The 20,399-nt window shown below is 70.2% G+C and carries 21 protein-coding genes and 1 riboswitch; of the genes, 12 read left to right on the forward strand and 9 right to left on the reverse strand.

Going from position 1 to position 20,399, the window contains the following annotated elements:
• Positions 1–6: 6 nt before the first annotated feature.
• From GEV26_RS03085 to GEV26_RS03100, 4 genes are read right to left on the reverse strand one after another with little or no spacing between them, the layout of a single operon-like run.
• Positions 7–1,431 carry a pyridoxal phosphate-dependent decarboxylase family protein gene (locus tag GEV26_RS03085; protein ID WP_153651704.1) on the reverse strand — a complete coding sequence of 475 codons (1,425 nt, stop codon included), beginning with the start codon at positions 1,429–1,431 and terminating at the stop codon, positions 7–9.
• Positions 1,421–2,767, reverse strand: coding sequence for an MFS transporter (locus GEV26_RS03090; RefSeq protein ID WP_153651705.1), 1,347 nt, complete (start codon positions 2,765–2,767; stop codon positions 1,421–1,423). The genes GEV26_RS03085 and GEV26_RS03090 overlap by 11 nt, the downstream gene beginning before the upstream one ends.
• A gap of 41 nt (positions 2,768–2,808) precedes the next feature.
• The gene (locus tag GEV26_RS03095; protein ID WP_153651706.1) at positions 2,809–4,236 is read right to left on the reverse strand and encodes an alpha,alpha-trehalose-phosphate synthase (UDP-forming); all 1,428 of its coding nucleotides are present in this window, start codon (positions 4,234–4,236) and stop codon (positions 2,809–2,811) included.
• Positions 4,237–4,266: 30 nt separating this feature from the next.
• Entirely contained in the window at positions 4,267–5,232 is a 966-nt protein-coding gene (locus GEV26_RS03100) for a Gfo/Idh/MocA family protein (protein ID WP_194839950.1), read from the reverse strand.
• Between the two features lie 75 nt (positions 5,233–5,307).
• Between GEV26_RS03100 and GEV26_RS03105 the strand changes: the two genes are divergently transcribed.
• The 12 genes from GEV26_RS03105 to groL all read left to right on the forward strand — a co-directional run bounded on the left by GEV26_RS03105 (position 5,308) and on the right by groL (position 15,515).
• On the forward strand, positions 5,308–5,604 hold the full coding sequence (locus GEV26_RS03105) for a DUF3263 domain-containing protein (protein ID WP_153651708.1): 297 nt from the start codon (positions 5,308–5,310) through the stop codon (positions 5,602–5,604).
• A gap of 9 nt (positions 5,605–5,613) precedes the next feature.
• Positions 5,614–6,162 carry a LytR C-terminal domain-containing protein gene (locus tag GEV26_RS03110; protein WP_153651709.1) on the forward strand — a complete coding sequence of 183 codons (549 nt, stop codon included), beginning with the start codon at positions 5,614–5,616 and terminating at the stop codon, positions 6,160–6,162.
• A 7-nt stretch (positions 6,163–6,169) separates the two neighbouring features.
• Positions 6,170–6,967 carry a trehalose-phosphatase gene (gene otsB / locus GEV26_RS03115; protein ID WP_153651710.1) on the forward strand — a complete coding sequence of 266 codons (798 nt, stop codon included), beginning with the start codon at positions 6,170–6,172 and terminating at the stop codon, positions 6,965–6,967.
• A gap of 196 nt (positions 6,968–7,163) precedes the next feature.
• Positions 7,164–7,278, forward strand: a riboswitch (SAM riboswitch).
• 10 nt (positions 7,279–7,288) lie between these two features.
• On the forward strand, positions 7,289–8,572 hold the full coding sequence (gene thrC, locus GEV26_RS03120) for a threonine synthase (protein WP_243838883.1): 1,284 nt from the start codon (positions 7,289–7,291) through the stop codon (positions 8,570–8,572).
• Between the two features lie 29 nt (positions 8,573–8,601).
• Positions 8,602–8,880, forward strand: a complete 279-nt coding sequence (locus GEV26_RS03125) for a MoaD/ThiS family protein (protein WP_153651711.1) — start codon at positions 8,602–8,604, stop codon at positions 8,878–8,880.
• 112 nt (positions 8,881–8,992) lie between these two features.
• Positions 8,993–9,193, forward strand: a complete 201-nt coding sequence (locus GEV26_RS03130; RefSeq protein WP_153651712.1) for a cold-shock protein — start codon at positions 8,993–8,995, stop codon at positions 9,191–9,193.
• Positions 9,194–9,298: 105 nt separating this feature from the next.
• Positions 9,299–11,122, forward strand: a complete 1,824-nt coding sequence (locus GEV26_RS03135; RefSeq protein WP_153651713.1) for a hypothetical protein — start codon at positions 9,299–9,301, stop codon at positions 11,120–11,122.
• Positions 11,119–11,328 carry a hypothetical protein gene (locus GEV26_RS03140; RefSeq protein WP_153651714.1) on the forward strand — a complete coding sequence of 70 codons (210 nt, stop codon included), beginning with the start codon at positions 11,119–11,121 and terminating at the stop codon, positions 11,326–11,328. The genes GEV26_RS03135 and GEV26_RS03140 overlap by 4 nt, the downstream gene beginning before the upstream one ends.
• 34 nt (positions 11,329–11,362) lie before the next feature.
• Positions 11,363–11,797: a hypothetical protein gene (locus GEV26_RS03145; RefSeq protein WP_153651715.1), complete on the forward strand. Its 435-nt coding sequence runs from the start codon at positions 11,363–11,365 to the stop codon at positions 11,795–11,797.
• Complete coding sequence (locus GEV26_RS03150; protein ID WP_243838884.1) at positions 11,794–13,041, forward strand: hypothetical protein; 1,248 nt, start codon at positions 11,794–11,796, stop codon at positions 13,039–13,041. Before GEV26_RS03145 ends, GEV26_RS03150 begins: the two co-directional genes overlap by 4 nt.
• A 100-nt stretch (positions 13,042–13,141) precedes the next feature.
• On the forward strand, positions 13,142–13,705 hold the full coding sequence (locus GEV26_RS03155; protein ID WP_153651716.1) for a dihydrofolate reductase family protein: 564 nt from the start codon (positions 13,142–13,144) through the stop codon (positions 13,703–13,705).
• 178 nt (positions 13,706–13,883) lie between these two features.
• Complete coding sequence (gene groL, locus GEV26_RS03160) at positions 13,884–15,515, forward strand: chaperonin GroEL (RefSeq protein ID WP_153651717.1); 1,632 nt, start codon at positions 13,884–13,886, stop codon at positions 15,513–15,515.
• 81 nt (positions 15,516–15,596) lie between these two features.
• Here groL and GEV26_RS03165 read toward each other — a convergent pair whose 3' ends face one another.
• The 5 genes from GEV26_RS03165 to purU all read right to left on the reverse strand — a co-directional run bounded on the left by GEV26_RS03165 (position 15,597) and on the right by purU (position 20,388).
• On the reverse strand, positions 15,597–16,565 hold the full coding sequence (locus GEV26_RS03165; RefSeq protein WP_153651718.1) for a sulfate/molybdate ABC transporter ATP-binding protein: 969 nt from the start codon (positions 16,563–16,565) through the stop codon (positions 15,597–15,599).
• On the reverse strand, positions 16,555–17,373 hold the full coding sequence (locus GEV26_RS03170; RefSeq protein WP_153651719.1) for a sulfate ABC transporter permease: 819 nt from the start codon (positions 17,371–17,373) through the stop codon (positions 16,555–16,557). The genes GEV26_RS03165 and GEV26_RS03170 overlap by 11 nt, the downstream gene beginning before the upstream one ends.
• 4 nt (positions 17,374–17,377) lie before the next feature.
• Complete coding sequence (gene cysT / locus GEV26_RS03175) at positions 17,378–18,223, reverse strand: sulfate ABC transporter permease subunit CysT (RefSeq protein ID WP_243838886.1); 846 nt, start codon at positions 18,221–18,223, stop codon at positions 17,378–17,380.
• Positions 18,220–19,251 carry a sulfate ABC transporter substrate-binding protein gene (locus GEV26_RS03180; protein ID WP_153651720.1) on the reverse strand — a complete coding sequence of 344 codons (1,032 nt, stop codon included), beginning with the start codon at positions 19,249–19,251 and terminating at the stop codon, positions 18,220–18,222. Before GEV26_RS03180 ends, cysT begins: the two co-directional genes overlap by 4 nt.
• Before the next feature lie 270 nt (positions 19,252–19,521).
• Entirely contained in the window at positions 19,522–20,388 is an 867-nt protein-coding gene (purU, locus tag GEV26_RS03185; protein ID WP_153651721.1) for a formyltetrahydrofolate deformylase, read from the reverse strand.
• Between the last annotated feature and the right edge of the window lie 11 nt (positions 20,389–20,399).

A 20,399-nucleotide genomic window follows, 5' to 3' on the forward strand; every position in this document is an offset into this window, starting at 1 on the left:
CCTCCGCTAGCGCGAGAGCCGGTCGAGGAAGGCGATCAGCAGCGCCTCCCGCAGTGCCGGGGGAGCCACGTCGAGGAGCGCGTTGACCGGGGCCATCCGGTCCGGGACGGTGACCTCACCGGTCCCCGAGCCGAGACCGGCCAGCGACAGGAGGCCGTCGAACGCGGCGTCGTCCAGCGTCGCCGGATCGATCGACACCGCGGCCTCGCGCAGATCCTCGTCGACCACGATCGGCCCGGCGGCCACCGCCGCGTCCACGGACTCGGCCAGGGCGGTCAAGAACTCGGGCACGGCCGGTGCGGTCGCGGCGCACACCGTCAGGTGCAGCGACGCGGGCATGTCGCGGAACGACATCTGCGGCTGCACGAACCAGCCGTGGGCGAGCATCTCGTCGCTGAGCGTGAAGACGTCGCACGCGGTGTCGGTCTCGAGCGTCACCAGGGACGAGTCGGGCCGGGTCACCAGGCGTACGTGCGGCTGCTCCTCGACCCCGGCGACGAGGGCTGCGGTCCCGGCGAGGGTCGTGCGGACCAGGTCGAGATAGCCGTCGTCGCCGATCAGGTGCACGACCGCCCAGGCGGCGGCGAGCGGTCCTCCGGACTTGGTCGACTGCGTCGTGGCGTTGAGCATCGTGTAGCCGGGCCAGTCGGCGCTGGCGAAGAACTGCGGACGTCGCAGGTCCGGCGTCGCGTGCAGGAGCAGCGAGACGCCCTTCGGGGTGTACGCGTACTTGTGGAGGTCCGCGGACAGGCTCGTCACGCCCGGCACCCGGAAGTCCCACGGCCCGATGTCGTGCCCGAGCCTCTCGGCCCACGGCAGCACCCAGCCCCCGATGCACGCGTCGACGTGGAAGCGCAGACCTCGTGCGGATGTCTCGGCGGCGATCGCCTCGATCGGGTCGACGACCCCGTGGGCGTACGACGGTGCGGACGCGGCCACGAGCACGACCCGGTCGCGGTGCGCGTCCATCGCCGCGGCCATCGCGACCGGGTCTGCACGCCTCGTCACCGGGTCCACGTCGACCGCGACACGCTCGACCCCGAAGTAGTGGGACGCCTTGGCGAACGCCGCGTGGATCGTGGTGGGCACGATCATGACCGGCGCGGCGACCGGGCGTGCGTCGCGAGCCGCCTGCACGGCCAGCAGGATCGACTCGGTCCCGCCTGACGTCACGGTCCCCACGGTGTCCGCGGTCCCGTGGAACAGGGGCCGCGCGAACGCGACGAGGTCCTTCTCCATCGCGAGCAGGCTGGGGAACGCGGTGGGGTCGAGGCCGTTGGTCGAGGCGTACATCGCCAGCGCCTGCTTGCCGAGCTCGTCGGTGTCGGCGAGGCCCGAGTCGTAGACGTACGCGAGGGTGCGTCCGCCGTGGGTGGGCAGGTCGTGGGCGCGCAGCTGCTGGAGCCGGCGCAGGAGGTCGTCAGTCGACACGGTCGCCTTCCGGGTGAGTCGTCGTCCGGGTGGAGTCGAGTGCGTACCGCCGCAGGAACAGCACGCTGGCGGCGATCAGAACGGCCGGCACCAGCGAGAAGCCGATCGCGATCGCGGTCAGGGCGCTGTCGGGCTGGTCGGCGGTGTGGTCGGTCGAGGAGACGTAGCCGCCGATCGCGAGGATCAGCGCGAAGAGGCCCGGACCGATCGCGAGGCCCAGGGTCTCGCCCGCGGTCCAGACCCCGGTGAAGACGCCGATGCGGTTCTCGCCGGACGTGCGCGCGTCGTGCGCCGCGACGTCGGGCAGCATCGCCATCGGGAAGACCTGGGCGCCCGCGTAGCCGATCCCGACCAGGGCCGCGGCGGCGTACACCACCGCCTCGAGGTCCTGGCGGGCGACGATCAGCAGCGCGGCGCCGACCACGAGGAACGCCGAGGAGATCAGGTAGCCCGAGCGCTTGCCGCGTCGATCCGCGTACCGCTCCCACAGCGGCGTCACGAGCAGCGCGGGCGCGACGAAGGCGGCGAACAGGATCGTCGCCGCGGCCGAGGAGTCGAGCAGGTCGTCCGCGACGTACGCGACGCCCGCGAGCATCGCCCCGACACCCACGGCCTGCAGCACGAACGTGGTGAGCAGGGCCCGGAAGTCGTGGGACGCCCCGACGAGGCGCAGCTGGTCGCGCAGCGAGCCACCTGCGGTCTCGACCCGGTGCTCGGGCGCGTCCCGGGTGCCGCGCCACGCGCCGACCACCCCGACCGTCAGGATCGCGGCGACGTACACGCCCATGAACCGGTAGCCCGTGGCGGTCTCCTCGCCGCCGAAGGCGTTGACGACCATGGGGGCCGTGGCCCCCGACAGCAGGATCGCGAGGGCCAGGACGATGACCCGCCACGTCATCAAGCGGGTCCGCTCGGCGTAGTCGAGCGTCATCTCCGCGGGCATCGCGACGTAGGGGACCTGGAAGAACGCGTACGCCGTGGCGCACGCGAGGAACCAGAAGACCACCCAGGCGCCTGCGAGGAAGGTCGGGCCGGTGGGCCCGGCGAACAGCAGCGCGAAGCAGACCGCGAGGGCCAGTCCGCCCCGGAGCAGGAACGGACGCCGGCGCCCGCCGGGCGAGGTGGAGCGGTCGCTGAGGCGTCCCACGACAGGGTTGAGCAGGACGTCCCAGGCCTTGGGGACGAAGACGATGAAGCCGGCGACCACCGCGGCGATCCCGAGCGAGTCCGTCAGGTAGGGCAGCAGCAGCAGGCCCGGCACGGTGCCGAACGTGCCGGTCGCGACGCTGCCGAGGGCGTACCCGCGGCGGGTGCCCGCTGCCAGCGCCTCAGCCATGCGTCAGTTGTAGCGCACGGCCCGGGTCGGCGGGGTGGTTCTCAGATCGGGCGCGGGTTCTTCTCGTGGGGGTCGCGGGTCGCGGTGAGCTCCTCGAGGAAGTTGTTGGCCCACAGCTCGATGTCGTTCTCCATGACCTGCTTGCGCATCGCCTTCATGCGGCGCGCGTTCTCGCGCGGGCTCGCGTTGATCGCCGCGAGCATCATGCTCTTCATGCCGTTGATGTCGTGCGGGTTGACCTGGTAGGCCTGCTTGAGCTCCGAGGCGGCGCCGGCGAACTCGCTCAGCACGAGGGCGCCCCGCTCGTCGTAGCGGCACGCGATGTACTCCTTGGCGACCAGGTTCATGCCGTCGCGCAGGGGCGTGACGACCATGACGTCGGCCGCCCGGTAGAGCGCTGCCATCTCGGCCCGGGGATAGGACGCGTGGAGATAGGTGACCGGCTGCTGGCCGATGCGGGCGACGTCGCCGTTGATGCGGCCCACGAGGCGGTTGATGTCGTCGCGCAGGAGCTTGTACTGCTGCACGCGCTCGCGCGAGGGGGTCGCGACCTGCACGAACACCGCGTCGTCGGGGTGCAGCGAGCCCTCCTGGATGAGCTCGCCGAACGCGCGGAGCCGCTGCCGCAGGCCCTTGGTGTAGTCGAGGCGGTCGATGCCCAGCAGCATCGTGCGGGGATTGCCGAGGCTCTCGCGGATCTCCGCGGCGCGGGCGATGACCTCGGGCGTGCGAGCGAGCTCCTCGAAGCCGGCCGCGTCGATCGAGATGGGGTACGCCTTCGCGAGCACCGTGCGACCGTCCGGCAGGTAGATCATGTCGCGGTGGGTCTTGTGCCCGACCCGCTGGCGCACGAGGCGGACGAAGTTCTGCGCGGCACCGGGCATCTGGAAGCCGACGAGGTCCGCGCCGAGCAGGCCCTCGAGGATCTCGCGACGCCAGGGCAGCTGCTGGAAGAGCTCGGTGGGAGGGAACGGGATGTGCAGGAAGAAGCCGATCCGCAGATCGGGCCGCAGCTCGCGCAGCATCGCCGGGACGAGCTGCAGCTGGTAGTCCTGCACCCACACGACGGCGTTCTCGCGGGCGACCTTCGCGGCCCGCTCGGCGAAGCGGCGGTTGACCCGGACGTAGGACTCCCACCACTCGCGGTGGAACTCCGGGGGCGCCACGACGTCGTGGTACAGCGGCCAGAGCGTCGAGTTGGAGAAGCCCTCGTAGTACTCGGCGACCTCCTGCTCCGACAGCGGGACCGGCTCGAGGTGCATGCCGTTGTGCTCGAAGGGCTTGACCTTCTCGTCGGCCGCGCCGTGCCAGCCGATCCACGCCCCTCCGTTGCGCTTCATCACGGGCTCGAGCGCCGTGACGAGGCCACCGGGGGAGGTGCGCCACATCGTCGAGCCGTCGGGTGCGGACACCCGGTCGACAGGGAGGCGGTTGGCAATGACCACGAAGTCTGCGGAGCCGTCGGTCATGCGCATCACCTTAGCGGGGATCGTGGGAGGTCACCGCTCGGCGACGCCGAGCTGGGACAAGATCTCGTCCATCTGGCGCTGGATCGACACGGTCTCGTCGAGCGGGAGCAGATCGGACTCGGTCCGGCCGTCGCGCAGGCACGCCGCGACCTCCTCGATCTCGTGGGCGTAGCCGCGGCCCGTGACGGGCTCGGAGACCGTGACCTCCTCCTCGCCACGGACGAGCGTGAGACCGGACGGGTGGTGGAACCGCCCGGGCAGCTCGATGCGGCCCGCGTCGCCCGCGACGCTGGCCCGGTTGTCGCCCCACGCGAGCTGGGTCCACGAGATGCTGGCCACGGCCCCCGAGGCGTACGTGAGCACCGCCCCGCCGTTGACGTCGATGCCGCGGTCGGACAGCACGCCTCCTGCGGCTATCGAGACGGGCTCGCCGAGGACCAGGTGGGCGAAGGTCAGCGGATAGATCCCGACGTCGAGCAGCGCGCTCGCGCCGAGGGCGGGGTCCCAGAGGCGGTCGTTGTCGGCGGGTGCGGCGAAGCTGAGCTCGGCACGCACCTGCGAGACCGTACCGATCGAGCCGTCGGCGACCAGCTCCTTGACACGACGGATGACCGGGTGGGTGCGCATCCACATGGCCTCGGCGAAGAACAGGCCGCGCTCGCGCGCCTCGGCGACCAGCGCCGCGGAGTCACGTCCGTTGAGGGTCAGGGCCTTCTCGCACAGCACGGCCTTGCCGGCCTCGAGGCACATGAGCACGTCCTCGACGTGACGGGAGTGGGGCGTCGCGACGTAGACGACGTCGACGTCCGGATCGGCGGCCAGCTCCTCGTACGAGCCGTGTGCCCGGGTGGCCCCGAATCGCTCGGCGAACGCGGTCGCGGCCTCACGCCGGCGTGAGCCCACCGCGACGAGCTCGTTGTCTGGGACGAGCGCCAGGTCGGTCGCGAAGCTGGTGGCGATCGCGCCGGTGGCCAGGATCCCCCATCGAGTGGTCATGGTGCAGTGTGGACACATCGGGGCGTTCCCGCCAACCGAATGACATGCGTGTTATTCATGGCCTAGCATGAGGGCATGAGCGCCGTGGAGAAGTCGAACGCCGCCGGCACGTCGACCGCCGAGACGTTGTCCGACCGCGACCGGGAGATCCTGGCGCTCGAGCGACTGTGGTGGCAGTACGCCGGCGCCAAGGAGCAGGCGATCCGCGACAAGTTCGACATGTCCGCGACCCGCTACTACCAGGTCCTCAACGCGCTGATCGACCGGGAGGACGCCCTCGCGTTCGACCCGCTGCTGGTCAAGCGCCTGCGTCGTCTCCGCGCTCAGCGTCAGCGCAGCCGCTCGGCCAGGCGCCTCGGCATCGATCTCTGAGGCGCCATGGTGGCGCACCGCAAGAACGTCCCGACTCGCAAGGCATACGTGCCGAGGGGATGGTCCATCCTCCTGACCGTGATGCTGTGCATCGGCGGCGCCGGCTGGCTCGGGCTGCTGATCGTGGGCGATTCCGACGACCCCGTCGCCTCGCCGACCACACCGTCGATCTCCGTGCCCCCCGACTCCTCGGGGTCCGCCACCGAGCCGACGCCCAAGCCGACCAAGAGCACGAAGACCACCGAGCCCACGCCCAGTGCGGCGCCCACCGAGAGCGCGCCCGCGGTCCGGCGTGACGCGCCCGTGTCGGTGCTCAACAACTCCGGCATCGGGGGAGCGGCCGCGGCGTTCTCGGCCAAGGTGACCGCGGCGGGCTGGTCCCTCGGCGGCATCGGCAACTGGACCGGGTCGATCCCGGCGAACACCGTGTACTACCCGCCGGGTCTGAAGGCGCAGGCCGAGCAGCTCGGCCAGGACGTCGGGATCGAGCGCATCCTGCCCAGCGTGGCACCCATGAGGATGGACCGGCTGACGATCATCTTGTCGGGCCCGCAATGATCGGGGTATGAGCTCGTCCACCCGCGCCGCCGTCCTGGCCGATCCGCGCCACACCCTGCTGGCCGTCGACTTCGACGGGACGCTCGCCCACATCGTCGAGGACCCTACCCGCGCGTACGCCCATCCGCGGTCGGTCGCGGCGCTCGCGAGGCTCGGGACGGTGCTCGGCCAGATCGCGATCGTGACCGGCCGCCCCGTGCCGCAGGCGCTCGAGCTCGGCGGCTTCGAAGGTCGTGCAGGGCTGGAGCACCTCGTGATCTACGGGCAGTACGGCGCCGAGCGCTGGGACGCCGAGAACGGCGAGACGACCCGGCCCGACCGGCCGGACGCGATCCGACGTCTCGCGGACGTCCTGCCGTCCTGGCTCGCCGAGCGCGGGGCGGGTGACGCCCGGCTGGAGGACAAGGGGCTCGCGATCGCGATCCACACGCGCGGCATCGGCGAGGGCCTGCTGGACTCCCTCGCGGCCCCCCTCGCCGAGCTCGCCGCCGAGCTGGGGCTCGCGGTCGAGCCGGGTCGCCAGGTGATCGAGCTGCGTGCCCCGGGCCACGACAAGGGTGACGCGCTGCGCCTGCTGGTCGAGGGCCTGGACGCCCGCCAGGTGATCTTCGCGGGCGACGACCTCGGCGACCTGCCGGCGTACGCCGCGGTCGAGTCGCTGCGTGAGCGGGGGGTCGGGGGCCTCCTGATCTGCTCCGCCTCGACCGAGCAGGACGCCCTGGTGGCGCGCGCCGACGTCGTCCTCGACGGCCCCGACGCCGTCGCGGACTGGCTCGAGCAGCTCGCCGACGACCTCCACGTCTGACTCCCGGCCGCGGATTCCCAGGAGAACCTGGGAATCTGTCGCCTCGCACGCGTTGCGACCGGGGCGAGGCGCCGGTTTCCTGGCAGAGGCACCCGTCTCGCCGCGTACGCGGTGCGGCGTGCCCGCATGCCGAACGGCAATCGTCCACCATGTGGACGGAGTAGACACATCGTGAGACGCCCGCCTAGGCTGGGGCCACTCATCCAGAGGGGTAGAGGGACACGGCCCGACGACACCCCAGCAACCAGTCGCGACATGCGACCAGGTGCTCATTCCGTCCCGGACGACAGTCGATCCGGGAAAGATGACCCGGAGGTACGCGTGACCATCACCGCCCAGAGCTCGACCCAGGCCGCCACCCGTCCCGTCGTCCGTGAAGGGGCCTTCGGTCACGCGACCGGCCTGGCCTGTCGCGAGTGCGGCGCCACGCAGGAGCTCGGCCCGCACTACGTGTGCAGCGAGTGCTTCGGCCCGCTCGAGATCGTGTACGACTTCCCGGCCGTGACCCGCGAGCAGATCGAGGCCGGACCGGCCAACATCTGGCGCTACAAGGCGCTGCTGCCTGTCCCGGACGACATCGAGACGAGCCCCAACCTCGAGCCCGGCTTCACGCGGCTCCTGCGGGCCGACAACCTCGCGGCCGAGCTGGGCCTGTCACGGCTGTGGGTCAAGGACGACAGCACCAACCCGACCAACTCGTTCAAGGACCGTGTCGTCGCCTGTGCGCTCAGCGCGGCCCGCGAGCTCGGCAGCAAGGTGTTCGCCTGCCCGTCGACCGGCAACCTGGCCAACGCGGTGGCCGCGGCCGGGGCACGGGCCGGCATCAAGACCGTCGTGTTCATCCCCAGCAACCTGGAGACCCCCAAGAAGGTCAACTCGGCGATCTACACCGAGAACCTCGTCGCGGTCGACGGCAACTACGACGACGTCAACAAGCTCGCGAGCGAGATCGCGGGCGAGGAGGACGGCTGGGCCTTCGTCAACGTCAACGTCCGCCCGTTCTACGCCGAGGGGTCCAAGACGCTCGGCTACGAGATCGCCGAGCAGCTCGGCTGGCGGCTCCCGGACCAGATCGTGATCCCGGTCGCCTCGGGCTCGCAGCTGACCAAGGTCCACAAGGCGTTCCGCGAGCTCGTGAAGCTGGGCCTGGTCGAGGACAAGCCGGTCAAGATCTACGGCGCCCAGGCCACGGGCTGCTCGCCGGTGTCGGAGGCGTTCCGTCAGGGCTGGGACGCGATCAAGCCCGTGCGCCCCGACACGATCGCCAAGTCGCTCGCGATCGGCAACCCGGCCGACGGCATCTACGTGCTCGACATCTGCCGTGAGACCGGCGGAGCCGTCGCCGACATCTCCGACGACGAGGTGCGTGACGCGATCGTCCTGCTCGCCCGCACCGAGGGCATCTTCACCGAGACCGCCGGCGGCACGACCGTCGGCGTGCTGAAGAAGCTCGTCGAGAGCGGGGTGCTCGACCCCGAGCTCGAGACCGTCGTCATCAACACGGGGCACGGCCTCAAGACGCTCGACGCCGTCACGGACCTCGTGGGTCCCGCCGCCACGATCGCCCCCACCTACCAAGCCTTCGTCGACGCCGACATCGTCTGACCTGATCCCACCAGCCGAGGAGCACGCCCATGTCAGTTGCAGTTCGCATCCCCACGATCCTGCGCGCGTACACGCAGGACCAGTCCCAGGTCACCGCCGAGGGAGGAACCCTCACCGACGTCATCGAGTCGCTGGAGTCCAGCTTCCCGGGGATCAAGGCGCGTGTCGTCGACGAGCAGGGCAAGCTGCGCCGCTTCGTCAACATCTACGTCGCGGAGGAGGACGTCCGGTTCTCGCAGGGCCTGGACACCCCCACGCCCGACGGCTCCCAGGTCTCGATCATCCCTGCCGTCGCCGGGGGTTGCTGACCCGTCCGGGGCTCGCGGACCGGCCGTGACCGCAGGGCGCCGAGGCGGGTACGCTCTTCATATCGAGCCCTCGGCAGGTGGGCTCGCATCTGTGACAGGTGGGAGTGGCGGCATGGTGCATGGCACCGTCAAGTGGTTCAACGCTGACAAGGGCTACGGGTTCATCGAGGTGGAGGGCCAGGACGATGTCTTCGTCCATTGGTCCAAGATCGCGTCCGACGGCTACAAGACGCTCGAGGACGGCCAGAAGGTCGAGTTCGAGGTGGTCGACGGGCCCAAGGGCCGCGAGGCCCACGAGGTCGTCAGCCACTAGGCAGCACAGGGACCCGGTCCGGGGGGACCGGGTCCTTTCATGTGTCGGCGAAGCGCGTCCTATACGACACTTGCCATGTCACATGAGCACTGACATACTCCCGGTATGCTCATCTCCGCTGCTGACCCCGTCACCGCCCCGACCGGTGGCGCCGAGCTCGGTCAGGTCATCGGCCTGTCGGTAGCCGCCACCGTGGTCACGTGCATCCTGCTGGCCATCGCCTGGGCCCACCGGACCCACCGCATCGACTGGTTCGACAATCTCGGCAAGCGCCTCGGCGCGCAGTACGGCGAGCCCGGCTGGTCCACGATCCCGACGATGTTCGTCGCGAGCTCGCTGATCGTCGCGCTCCTCGGCTTCATGTGGGACGTCAGCCTCCACGCGGGCCGGGGACGAGACGCCGGACCACTGGCCAATCCCGCGCACTACCTGATCCTGTACGGGCTGTTCGCCCTGTTCGTCGCGGGCATGTCGGCGATCGTCTACCCGCGGGACGGGGAGAAGCCCGGCATCGCAGCCGTCCGCATCACCCGCCACTGGTACGCCCCCGTGAGCGGCATCTTCATCGCGGCCTGCGGCCTGTACGCCCTGATCGGCTTCCCGCTCGACGACGTCTGGCACCGCATGTTCGGCCAGGACGTGACGCTGTGGGGACCCACGCACCTCATGCTCATCGGCGGCGCCGGCCTGTCCACCGCGGGCATCATCCTGCTGAACCGTGAGGCCGAGATCCACATGCGCGCCCAGGGCCGGGCGATCCCGACCTGGCTCAAGACCACGCTCAACTCGGTCGCGTTCGGAGCGCTGCTGATCGGCCTGTCGGTGTTCCAGGCCGAGTTCGACTTCGGCATCGCCCAGTTCCGCATGGTGTTCGCGCCGCTGATGATCGTGGCCGCGGCCGGCATCTCGCTCGTGGCGGCGCGCCTCTACGTGGGGCCCGGCGCTGCGATCGGTGCGGCGATCTTCTTCCTGCTGATGCGCGGCATCATCTCCTTCCTCGTGACCGACGTGATGGGAGAGGCCCACCACGTCTTCCCGCTCTACCTCGGCAGCGCGATCCTCATCGAGCTGCTCGCCCTGTCCCGGCTCAAGGACAAGCCGTTGTGGTTCGGCGCGGTCGGCGGCCTGCTGATCGGCACGGTCGGACTGGTCATCGAGAAGCTCTGGAACGACCAGGTCTTCCAGTTCGCGTGGACCCGGGACATGTGGGTCGAGGGCCTGCTCATGGCCGTCCCGGTCGCGATCGGTGCGGGCCTGTGCGGAGCGCTGTTCTCGATGGGCCTCAAGGGCCAGCTGCCGCACAGGAACGTGGGCCGGGTCATCGTCACCGCCTCGGTGCTCGCCCTGTCCGCCGCGGTCGCCAACGGCCTCTACGCGACGGTCCCGAAGGACGAGTCGGCCACGTTCGCGCTGACCCAGGTCGGCACCCCCGAGGAGCCCGAGGTGACCGCCCAGGTGACCTTGTCCGACGGCGTCGCCGACGACGACCCCACCTGGGTCCAGATCACCGCGTGGCAGGGCGGCGGTGAGGGGGTCGTCACCGACCGCCTGCGCCGCACGGGCGACGGCACGTACGAGTCGACCAAGCCGGTCCCCGTCGGCGGCAACTGGAAGACGCTCCTGCGCGTGCAGGACGGACGTACGCTCGCGGCCGTCCCGATCTTCCTGCCGGCGGACGCGCCGCTCAAGGTGGGTGAGGTCCCGGCCTCCGCCTCGTTCACGCGCGAGTTCGTCCCCGAGATCGACATCCTGCAGCGTGAGCGCAAGGACGACAGCTCGCCCGTGCTGTGGGCCGGCGCCAACATGGTCGTCCTGCTGTGCAGCCTCGCCATCATCATCGGCATCTGCGTCTCGGTCTCGCGGGTCGCCCGCCGGATCGAGGAGCACGAGGCCGCGGGGTCCGATCCAGCACCTACCCTGACCTCATGACCCCTGACGGCACACAGGTGCTGGGTGACGTCCTGCTGGCCCACCACGTCGCGCTGCTCGCGATCCCGGCGATCGTGCCGGCCGTCGTGGTGGTCGGGGTCGTCCTCTACATCGCCCGCAAGGACCGACGTGAGGAACGGGAGGAGCGCGAGCTGATCGAGCGCGCCCTCGACCCGGCCGAGAACGACGACACCGACCGACCCTGACCCCTCCCACGACCCATGAAGAGAGTGGCCACGCATGAAGATCGCCCTTGCCCTGCTCGCCTCCGTCCTGCTCCTGACGGGGTGCAGCGGATCGGACTCCGACGGAGCCCAGCCGTTCGGCGGTGACGCGCCACGCACCCAGCCCCAGGAGCAGGCCGAGCAGCAGGAGAAGGCGCAGAAGGAGCTCGGCGACGCCGAGCGCGGCACGGTCGTCGAGGTCGCGATCAAGGACGGCACAGTGGTCCCGCAGGGCGAGCGCGTCGAGGTCGGGGTGGGCGAGAAGGTCACGCTCGAGGTGAGCTCGGACGCCGCAGAGGAGATCCACGTCCACTCCGACCCCGAGCACACCTTCGAGGTGCCGGCGGGCGGCGCGATCTCCGAGACGTTCTCGGTCGACACCCCCGGGCAGGTCGCGGTCGAGGCCCACCACCTCGGTGCCACGATCGTGCAGCTCGTCGTCCGTCCGTGACGCTGCCCGCAGCCCCCGGCGCAGGCCTCGCGGCCCACGGCGTCGGCGGCTCGACCGATCTGCCGATCCCGTTCATCTACGCGATGGTGGGCGCCTCCTGGGCGCTCACGATCTCGTTCGCGGTGCTCGCGCTGGCGTGGAAGGAGCCGCGGTTCCAGGACGAGGACGCGGCCCCCGAGCCGCCGCGGCGTCCGTGGCTCGCGGCCCTCGGCCTGCTCCTGACCGCCTGGGTGCTCGTGGCCCTGTTCGCGGGCCCGTCCGATCCGTCGAACGGCGGCCTCCAGGCGTTCTACATCTTCGTGTGGGTGGGCCTGGTGCCGCTGGCACTGGTCGCGGGACACGTGTGGCGCGATCTCTCGCCGTGGCGCACGCTCACGGGACGGGGCCGCTGGGCGTACCCCGAGCGCCTGGGCTACTGGCCCGCTGCGATCGGCCTGTTCGCCTTCGTGTGGCTCGAGCTGGCGTCCCCCGACCCGGGCGACGTGTCGGGCGTGCGCACGTGGGTCGCGGTCTACGCCGTCGCGATGCTGGCCGGCGGGCTCGCCTTCGGACCGCGGTGGTTCGACCGGGCCGATCCCTTCGACGTCTACAGCGCGATCGTCGCGCGGATGTCGCCCGTCGTCCGCGGCGGCCGGCGCTCCCGCAACCCGCTACGGGGGCTGACGACCGTGCCGGTGGCTCCCGGGCTGGTCGCGGTGCTCGCGGTCCTGCTGGGCTCGACCGCGTACGACAGCTTCTCCGCCTCGCCGTTCTGGCAGCGCAAGTCGTTGTCGGACCTGCAGCACTCCGCGACGCTCCTGGGTTTCTGCGTCGTCGTGGGGGTGCTGTTCGTCGCGGCGGCGATGGCGACCGGGGGAGTCACGTCCGCGCAGCGGCGGGCGATGCCGGGCGCGCTCGCGCACTCGCTCGTGCCGATCGTGATCGGCTACGTCTTCGCGCACTACCTGACGTACCTGCTCGAGAAGGGGCAGGCGGCGTTCTACGCGCTCCTCGACCCGCTCGGGCGCGGGTGGACGCCCCTGGGGGAGCCGGACGTCTCGTACTTCCTCACCGAGCACACCTCGACGCTCGCGGCGCTCAAGGTCACCTTCGTGGTGGCCGGCCACGTGCTGGCAGTCGTCGCGGCCCACGACCGGGCCCTCGTGCTGCTGCCCAGGGCGCACCGGCTCAGCGGGCAGCTCGCGATGCTCGTGCTGATGGTCGCCTACACGTTCACAGGGCTGTACCTCCTGTTCTCCGTCTGACCGCCGCGCCACCCCCGGGGCGGTGGATCCGCCACCGTATGAGCCCGATGTCGCGTTCATACGGTGGAGCATCCACCGCCCGCGGGGGTACGGTCCGGAGATGGCGACGATCTACAACACCGCGACGACGCTCGACGGCTTCCTGGCCACCCCGGACAACTCGCTGCAGTGGCTCTTCGACGTGCCGGGCGCGGACGACGAGGAGGGCGGCATCAACGACTTCTTGTCGGGCATCGGCGCGATGGCGATGGGCTCGACGACGTACGAGTGGGTCGTCGACCACGAGTCGCTGCTCGAGCGGCCAGCGACGTGGACTGCGTGGTACGGCGACCGGCCCACGTGGGTGTTCACGCACCGCGACCTCCCGGTGGTGCAGGGAGCCGACATCCGGTTCACCGAGGCGCCGGTGCCCGAGGTCCACGCCGAGATGGTCGCCGCAGCGGGCGGTCGCGACCTGTGGGTCATGGGCGGCGGGGACCTGGTGGGGCAGTTCGCCGACGCCGGCCTGCTCGACCGCATCGTCACGACGATCGCGCCGGTGACCCTGGGCGCGGGGGCGCCGCTGCTGCCGCGCGACCTGCGATCGGACCGGTTGACGCTCACCTCGGTGGCCCAGCGCGGGCAGTTCGCGGAGCTCACGTACGACGTCGGCCCCCCGGCCTGATTGCGCTGGGTGGATTAGCACTCGTATAGTGAGAGTGCTAGCAGCGCAGCTGCCGAGCACCGGATCAGATCGATGAGGTTGTGGGCCGAGGCGAGAAGGGTTCGCCGCACGCCGCAGCCGTCCGTCGCGGGCATCGTCTGGTCTTCCACGTCGACAACCAAGTCGGAGAAACGTACACATGGCAAAAACGATTGCTTTCAACGAGGAAGCCCGTCGCGGCCTCGAGCGCGGTATGAACCAGCTCGCCGACGCGGTCAAGGTGACCCTCGGCCCCAAGGGTCGCAACGTCGTCCTGGAGAAGAAGTGGGGCGCCCCCACGATCACCAACGACGGCGTCAGCATCGCTCGCGAGATCGAGCTCGAGGACCCGTACGAGAAGATCGGTGCGGAGCTCGTCAAGGAGGTCGCCAAGAAGACCGACGACGTCGCCGGTGACGGCACGACGACCGCTACGGTCCTCGCCCAGGCCCTCGTCCGCGAAGGCCTGCGCAACGTCGCGGCCGGCGCCAACCCGATGGGTCTGAAGAAGGGCATCGAGACCGCTGTCGAGGCCATCTCGGCCCAGCTGCTCGGCATGGCCAAGGACGTCGAGACCAAGGAGCAGATCGCCTCCACCGCGTCCATCTCCGCGGCTGACACCACGGTCGGCGAGATCATCGCCGAGGCCATGGACAAGGTCGGCAAGGAAGGCGTCATCACGGTCGAGGAGTCGAACACGTTCGGCATCGACCTGGAGCTGACCGAGGGCATGCGCTTCGACAAGGGTCACCTGTCGGGCTACTTCGTCACCGACCCGGAGCGTCAGGAGACCGTCCTGGACGATCCCTACATCCTGATCGTCAACTCCAAGATCACGTCGGTCAAGGACATGGTCCCCGTCCTCGAGAAGGTCATGCAGTCGGGCAAGCCGCTCGTCATCATCGCCGAGGACATCGAGGGCGAGGCCCTCGCGACGCTGATCGTCAACAAGATGCGTGGCACCTTCAAGTCGGTCGCCGTCAAGGCCCCCGGCTTCGGTGACCGCCGCAAGGCCATGCTGGCCGACATCGCGATCCTCACCGGTGGCGAGGTCATCAGCGAGGAAGTCGGTCTCAAGCTCGAGAACGCCGACCTGAGCCTGCTCGGCACCGCCCGCAAGGTCGTCACGACCAAGGACGAGACCACGATCGTGGAAGGCGGTGGCTCGGACGACCAGATCGCCGGTCGCGTCAACCAGATCAAGGCCGAGATCGAGAACAGCGACTCCGACTACGACCGCGAGAAGCTGCAGGAGCGTCTGGCCAAGCTCGCCGGCGGCGTCGCGGTCATCAAGGTCGGCGCGGCCACCGAGGTCGAGCTCAAGGAGCGCAAGCACCGCATCGAGGACGCCGTCCGCAATGCGAAGGCTGCTGTCGAGGAGGGCATCGTCGCCGGTGGTGGCGTCGCTCTCGTGCAGGCCGCAGCTGCGGTCTTCGCCAAGCTCGAGCTCACGGGCGACGAGGCCACGGGTGCCAACATCGTGCGCGTCGCCGCTTCGGCCCCGCTCAAGCAGATCGCGGTCAACGCCGGTCTCGAGGGTGGAGTCGTCGCCGAGAAGGTCGCGAACCTCGACGAGGGTCACGGTCTCAACGCCGCCACGGGTGAGTACGTCGACCTGATCGCCGCGGGCATCATCGACCCGGCCAAGGTCACGCGCTCGGCGCTGCAGAACGCAGCCTCGATCGCGGCGCTGTTCCTCACCACCGAGGCCGTCGTCGCCGACAAGCCTGAGCCTGCTCAGGCCGGCGGAGGCGCCCCGGACATGGGCGACATGGGCGGCATGGGCTTCTAGTCCGCGCTGCTCGACCGAACGACGCAGGGCCCCGCAGGACGCATCAGCGTCCGGCGGGGCCCTTGCCGTCTGCGGGGGTGGTCAGGCCCGGACCAGGTCGGCGCCGACGCGGGGGCGCAGCCACACCATGTCGCCCTCGTGCAGCTGCAGTGCGGTGGCCTCGGCCCGGGTCAGCACGACCTGCACCGGATCGGGGTGCAGTGCATCGGTCGGGGTGACCTCGAGGCGTACCTCGAAGCCCACACGCGTCCAGCGGGTGATCGGGCCGGACGCCGTCGCGGCGTGCTCGTAGCGGGTGATGTCGATGTCGTGCGGGCGGATGAGGCGGTCCCCGAGGCGGGTGACGGGGCCGAGGAACGACAGCACGAAGTCGCTGGCCGGGCGGTCGTACAGGTCGTCCGGGGTGCCGATCTGCTCGATGCGGCCCTCGTTGATGACGACCAGGTTGTCGGAGACCTCGAGGGCCTCCTCCTGGTCGTGGGTCACGAACACCGTCGTCACGTGGACCTCGTCGTGCAGGCGGCGGAGCCAGTCCCGCAGCTCCTTGCGGACCTTGGCGTCGAGCGCGCCGAACGGCTCGTCCAGCAGCAGGACGCTCGGCTCGATCGCCAGCGCCCGCGCGAGGGCCATGCGTTGGCGCTGGCCGCCGGACAGCTGGGAGGGCAGGCGGTGGGAGAACTGCTCGAGGTGCACCAGCTTGAGCAGCTCGGCGACCCGGCGCCGGACCTCGTCCTTGGGCTTCTTGCGGATCTCGAGGCCGAAGGCGACGTTCTTCTCCACGGTCATGTGCTTGAACGCGGCATAGTGCTGGAACACGAAGCCGACGTTGCGCTTCTGCGCGGGGACGCCGGTCGCGTCGACGCCCTCGATCTCGATCGAGCCGCTGTCGGACGACTCGAGTCCCGCGATGATGCGCAGCAGGGTCGACTTGCCGCCGCCGCTCGGGCCGAGCAGGGCCGTGAGCTGTCCGCTCGGGATGCTCAGGTCGATGTCCTGCAGCGCCACGAAGTCGCCGAAGTTCTTGTTGACGCCGCGGATCTCAATGCTCATCGGTGTCGTCCTTGGGTCGAAGGATGGTCACGACGACGAGCGCCGCGACCGCGATCAGTGCGAGCAGGAACGAGGTGGCGTACGCGGATCCCTGCTCGAAGTCCTGGTACTTCTGCTCGACGACCAGCGTGGCCGTCTGGGTCTGCTGGGCGACGTTGCCCGAGACGATCTTGACCGCGCCGAACTCGCCCAGTGCGCGCGCCAGGCTGAGCACGACGCCGTACACGAGGGCCCACTTGATCGAGGGCAGCGTGATGCGGCGGAACGTCTGCACCGCGCCGGCGCCGAGGCTCTTGGCGGCCTGCTCCTGCTCGGTGCCGATCTCGTGCAGGACCGGCACGATCTCGCGGATCACGAGCGGCAGGCTGACGAAGGCCGTGGCCATGACGATGCCCGGCGTCGCGAAGGCGACCTGCAGGCCGACGTCCTCGAGCGCAGGACCGAACGTCCCGTTGGTGCCGCCGTACGCCAGCAGGAGGGCGAGACCGACGACGACGGGGGAGACCGAGAGCGGCAGGTCGATCAGGGCGGACAGGATCCGCCGGCCCGGGAACTCGTACCGCACGAGCAGCAGCGAGATGCCCACGCCGAAGACCGTGTTGATCGCGACCGCCCACAGCGCGACGACGACGGTGAGCTGGAGCGCGTCCGTCACGACCGGATCGGACAGTGCGGTCTGCAGGTTGTCCAGGCCGCCCTCGAACGTCTTCTGCACCACAAGGGCGACGGGCCAGATGACCAGCAGGAACAGGTAGGCGACGACGAGCACGCGGCGCAGGTACGTGCCCGCGGTCCGCGGCTGACGCATCCGGCTAGCCACGGCGGGCCACCCAGGAGGAGATCAGCTGGAGCGCGACGATCGCGGCGAGCGCGACCAGCAGCAGGATCGTGGCGACCGAGGCGGCGGCGGCCTCGTTGCCGTTCTCGATGTAGGTCAGGATGCGCACGGACGCGACCTCCGTCTTGAGCGGGAGGTTGCCCGACAGCAGGACCAGCGAGCCGTACTCGCTGATGCCGCGGGCGAACGACAGCGCGGCGCCCGCGGTGATGGCCGGGGCCAGGCTCGGCAGGATGATGCGGCGCAGCGTCGTGAACCGGCTGGCCCCGAGCGAGGCGGCGGCCTCCTCGACGTCGCGGTCCAGCTCCATGAGGACGGGCTGGACCGTCCGGACCACGAACGGCAGCGTCACGAACAGCAGGGCGAGGAAGACCGACCGCTCGGTGTTGGCGACATTGACCCCCAGCGGGCTGTCCGGGCCGTAGAGGCTGAGCAGGACCAGGCCCGCGACGATCGTGGGGAGCGCGAACGGGATGTCGATGACGACCTCGAGCAGGCGCTGGCCCGGGAATCGGTCGCGGACGAGCACCCAGGCGATGAGCGTCCCCATCACGACGTTGATCGCGGTCACGACGAGGGCTTGCGTCACGGTGAGGCGCAGGGCCGCGGCGGTCTGCGGATTGGTCAGGGTCTCGCGGAACGTCGCCCAGCCGCCGTCGATGGACTGGATCACGACCAGCGACAGCGGGATGAGGACCAGGAGGCTGAACCAGGTCAACGCGATCCCCAGGCCGAGGCCTGAGGACCGCGTCAGCGAGGTCGCGCCCCTGGCACGGCGCTTGCGCGCGGTGCTGGGGGCGAGGGGCGCGTCGATCGTCACGACTTCCCGGACTCCGCGATGATCTTGGTGATGATGCCGTCGTTCTCGTCGAAGAACTTCGTGTTGATGGCGTCCCAGCCGCCGAGGTCGCCGTCGATCGTGAACAGCTTCGACGGGGTCGGGAACGGGTCGGCCTCGTCGTTCGCGCCCTCGACGGTGCCGACCTCGACGCCCTGAACGGACTCGAGCGGCCGGAAGCCCTTGGAGACGTACTCCTGCTGGCCCTCCTTGGTCAGCACGTAGTCGAGGAACTTCTTGGCCTTCGGATCGGCGTCGACCGTCACGGCGGCGGGGTTCTCGATCTTCAGGGTGTCGTCCGGGACCACGTAGTCGATCTCCTCGCCGTTCTGCCGCGCGAGGATCGCCTCGTTCTCGTACGAGATCAGGACGTCGCCCGTGCCGCCCTGGAAGGCGGTCGTGGCGTCGCGGCCGCTGCCGGGCAGGGCCTTGACGTTGGCGAAGACCTTGGTCAGGTACGCCTCGGCGTCCTGCTCGCTGCCGCCGCCGCCGATGACGTGCTGGTACGCCGCGAGGATGTTCCAGCGGGCTGCGCCGGACGAGCCCGGGTTGGGCGTCACGATGCCGATGCCGGGCTTGGCCAGGTCGTCCCAACCGGTGATCTTCTTGGGGTTGCCCTTGCGGGTCACCAGGACCACGACCGAGTCGGTCACGATGCCCTTGTTGGGGCCCGCGTTCCAGTCCTTGGCGACGAGACCCGCGTCGACCAGGCGCGTCACGTCGGGGGTGATCGAGAAGTGCACGTAGTCGGCCTTGAGGCCGCCGGCGACCGCGCGGCTCTGGTCGCCGGACGCGCCGTACGACTCCTTCCACGACGTGCCCTTGCCCGCGGTCGTCTTGGCGAACGCTGCCTGCGCGGCGTTGTTGCCGGCCTTGGGGACCGCGAAGCCGACGAGCGAGAGCTGACTGCCGTCGCCCCCGGACGCGCCACCACCGCAGGCCGCGAGGACCGCTGCGCCCAGTGACACTGCGACGGCCGTGGCCACGCTCTTGCGGGTGAAGGTCAACATGTTCCTGCCTCGGGGATCCAGGGCACGCCACCGTGCGTGCTCGGATCCTCAACGTAGGCGTTTCTCGCCCCGCACTTTCCCCGTCTCACGATGCAGGACGCACCGACAGATGCTGAGACGCCCGCTACCGCCCCCGCCCGTTCCGCCGGTTGCCGGTTTCCCACGGGACCGTGGGGTTTTGTCACTTCCCGCGGGTTTCAACGCTAGGGGAGTGACGAATTCCCACGGTCCCGTGGGAAACCGGCAACGGGGGGCGGGGCGGGGCGCGGGTCAGTCGAAGACGACGGTGCGGGGGCCGTTCATGAGGACGCGGGACTCGGCGTGGAGCTGGACGGCTCGCGAGAGAGTCTGCGACTCGACGTCGCGGCCGACGCGGGCCAGGTCGGCGGCCGTCATGCGGTGGTCGACGCGAAGGACGCCCTGGTCGATGATCGGGCCCTCGTCCAACGCGGCCGTGACGTAGTGGGCCGTGGCGCCGATCAGCTTGACCCCGCGGTCGTGAGCCTGCTGGTACGGCCGTGCGCCCTTGAAGCTGGGCAGGAAGCTGTGGTGGATGTTGATCGCCCGTCCCTCGAGCGCGCGGCACAGATCGTCCGACAGGATCTGCATGTAACGCGCGAGCACGACCAGGTCGATGTCCAGCTCGTCGACCATCGCGAGCAGTGCGGCCTCCGCGTCCTGCTTGGTGTCGGGCGTGACCGGCACGTGCGTGAACGGGACGTCGTACGCGGCCGCGAGCCTCTCGAGGTCCCGGTGGTTCGAGACGATCGCCGGGATCTCGACGTGCAGGGCGCCGGTGCTCTGGCGATAGAGCAGGTCGTTGAGGCAGTGCCCCTCACGAGACACCATGACGAGTGCGCGCAGCGGGCGCTCGGCCGGCACGAGGCGGTACGTCATGCGGTGCTCGGCCGCGACGGGGGCGAACTGCTGCGACACCGTGGCCACGTCCCGGGGCTCGGGGACGTCGAAGTGCACGCGCAGGAAGAACTCGGCCGCGCTGTCCGGGCCGGAGGTGACGTCGGTGAACTGCTGGCTGTCGAGGATGTTGCCCCCCGACTCAGCGATCCAGCGGGTCACCGCGAACACGAGACCGGGACGGTCGGGGCAGGACAAGGTCAGGACGAACGACGAAGGCACCCGACCACTCT

Origin of the sequence: Aeromicrobium yanjiei, assembly GCF_009649075.1 — a bacterium.
GTDB lineage: Bacteria > Actinomycetota > Actinomycetes > Propionibacteriales > Nocardioidaceae > Aeromicrobium > Aeromicrobium yanjiei.

Excerpts from the sequence above, each read along its gene's own strand:
- GEV26_RS03140 (WP_153651714.1), top strand. The coding sequence starts at position 11,119 with ATGACCCCTGACGGCACACAGGTGCTGGGTGACGTCCTGCTGGCCCAC.
- GEV26_RS03095 (WP_153651706.1), bottom strand. The coding sequence starts at position 4,236 with ATGACCGACGGCTCCGCAGACTTCGTGGTCATTGCCAACCGCCTCCCT.
- groL (WP_153651717.1), top strand. The coding sequence starts at position 13,884 with ATGGCAAAAACGATTGCTTTCAACGAGGAAGCCCGTCGCGGCCTCGAG.
- GEV26_RS03090 (WP_153651705.1), bottom strand. The coding sequence starts at position 2,767 with ATGGCTGAGGCGCTGGCAGCGGGCACCCGCCGCGGGTACGCCCTCGGC.
- GEV26_RS03135 (WP_153651713.1), top strand. The coding sequence starts at position 9,299 with ATGCTCATCTCCGCTGCTGACCCCGTCACCGCCCCGACCGGTGGCGCC.
- GEV26_RS03155 (WP_153651716.1), top strand. The coding sequence starts at position 13,142 with ATGGCGACGATCTACAACACCGCGACGACGCTCGACGGCTTCCTGGCC.
- GEV26_RS03145 (WP_153651715.1), top strand. The coding sequence starts at position 11,363 with ATGAAGATCGCCCTTGCCCTGCTCGCCTCCGTCCTGCTCCTGACGGGG.
- GEV26_RS03130 (WP_153651712.1), top strand. The coding sequence starts at position 8,993 with ATGGTGCATGGCACCGTCAAGTGGTTCAACGCTGACAAGGGCTACGGG.
- GEV26_RS03180 (WP_153651720.1), bottom strand. The coding sequence starts at position 19,251 with ATGTTGACCTTCACCCGCAAGAGCGTGGCCACGGCCGTCGCAGTGTCA.
- GEV26_RS03170 (WP_153651719.1), bottom strand. The coding sequence starts at position 17,373 with ATGCGTCAGCCGCGGACCGCGGGCACGTACCTGCGCCGCGTGCTCGTC.
- otsB (WP_153651710.1), top strand. The coding sequence starts at position 6,170 with ATGAGCTCGTCCACCCGCGCCGCCGTCCTGGCCGATCCGCGCCACACC.
- GEV26_RS03125 (WP_153651711.1), top strand. The coding sequence starts at position 8,602 with ATGTCAGTTGCAGTTCGCATCCCCACGATCCTGCGCGCGTACACGCAG.
- GEV26_RS03105 (WP_153651708.1), top strand. The coding sequence starts at position 5,308 with ATGAGCGCCGTGGAGAAGTCGAACGCCGCCGGCACGTCGACCGCCGAG.
- GEV26_RS03165 (WP_153651718.1), bottom strand. The coding sequence starts at position 16,565 with ATGAGCATTGAGATCCGCGGCGTCAACAAGAACTTCGGCGACTTCGTG.
- GEV26_RS03100 (WP_194839950.1), bottom strand. The coding sequence starts at position 5,232 with ATGACCACTCGATGGGGGATCCTGGCCACCGGCGCGATCGCCACCAGC.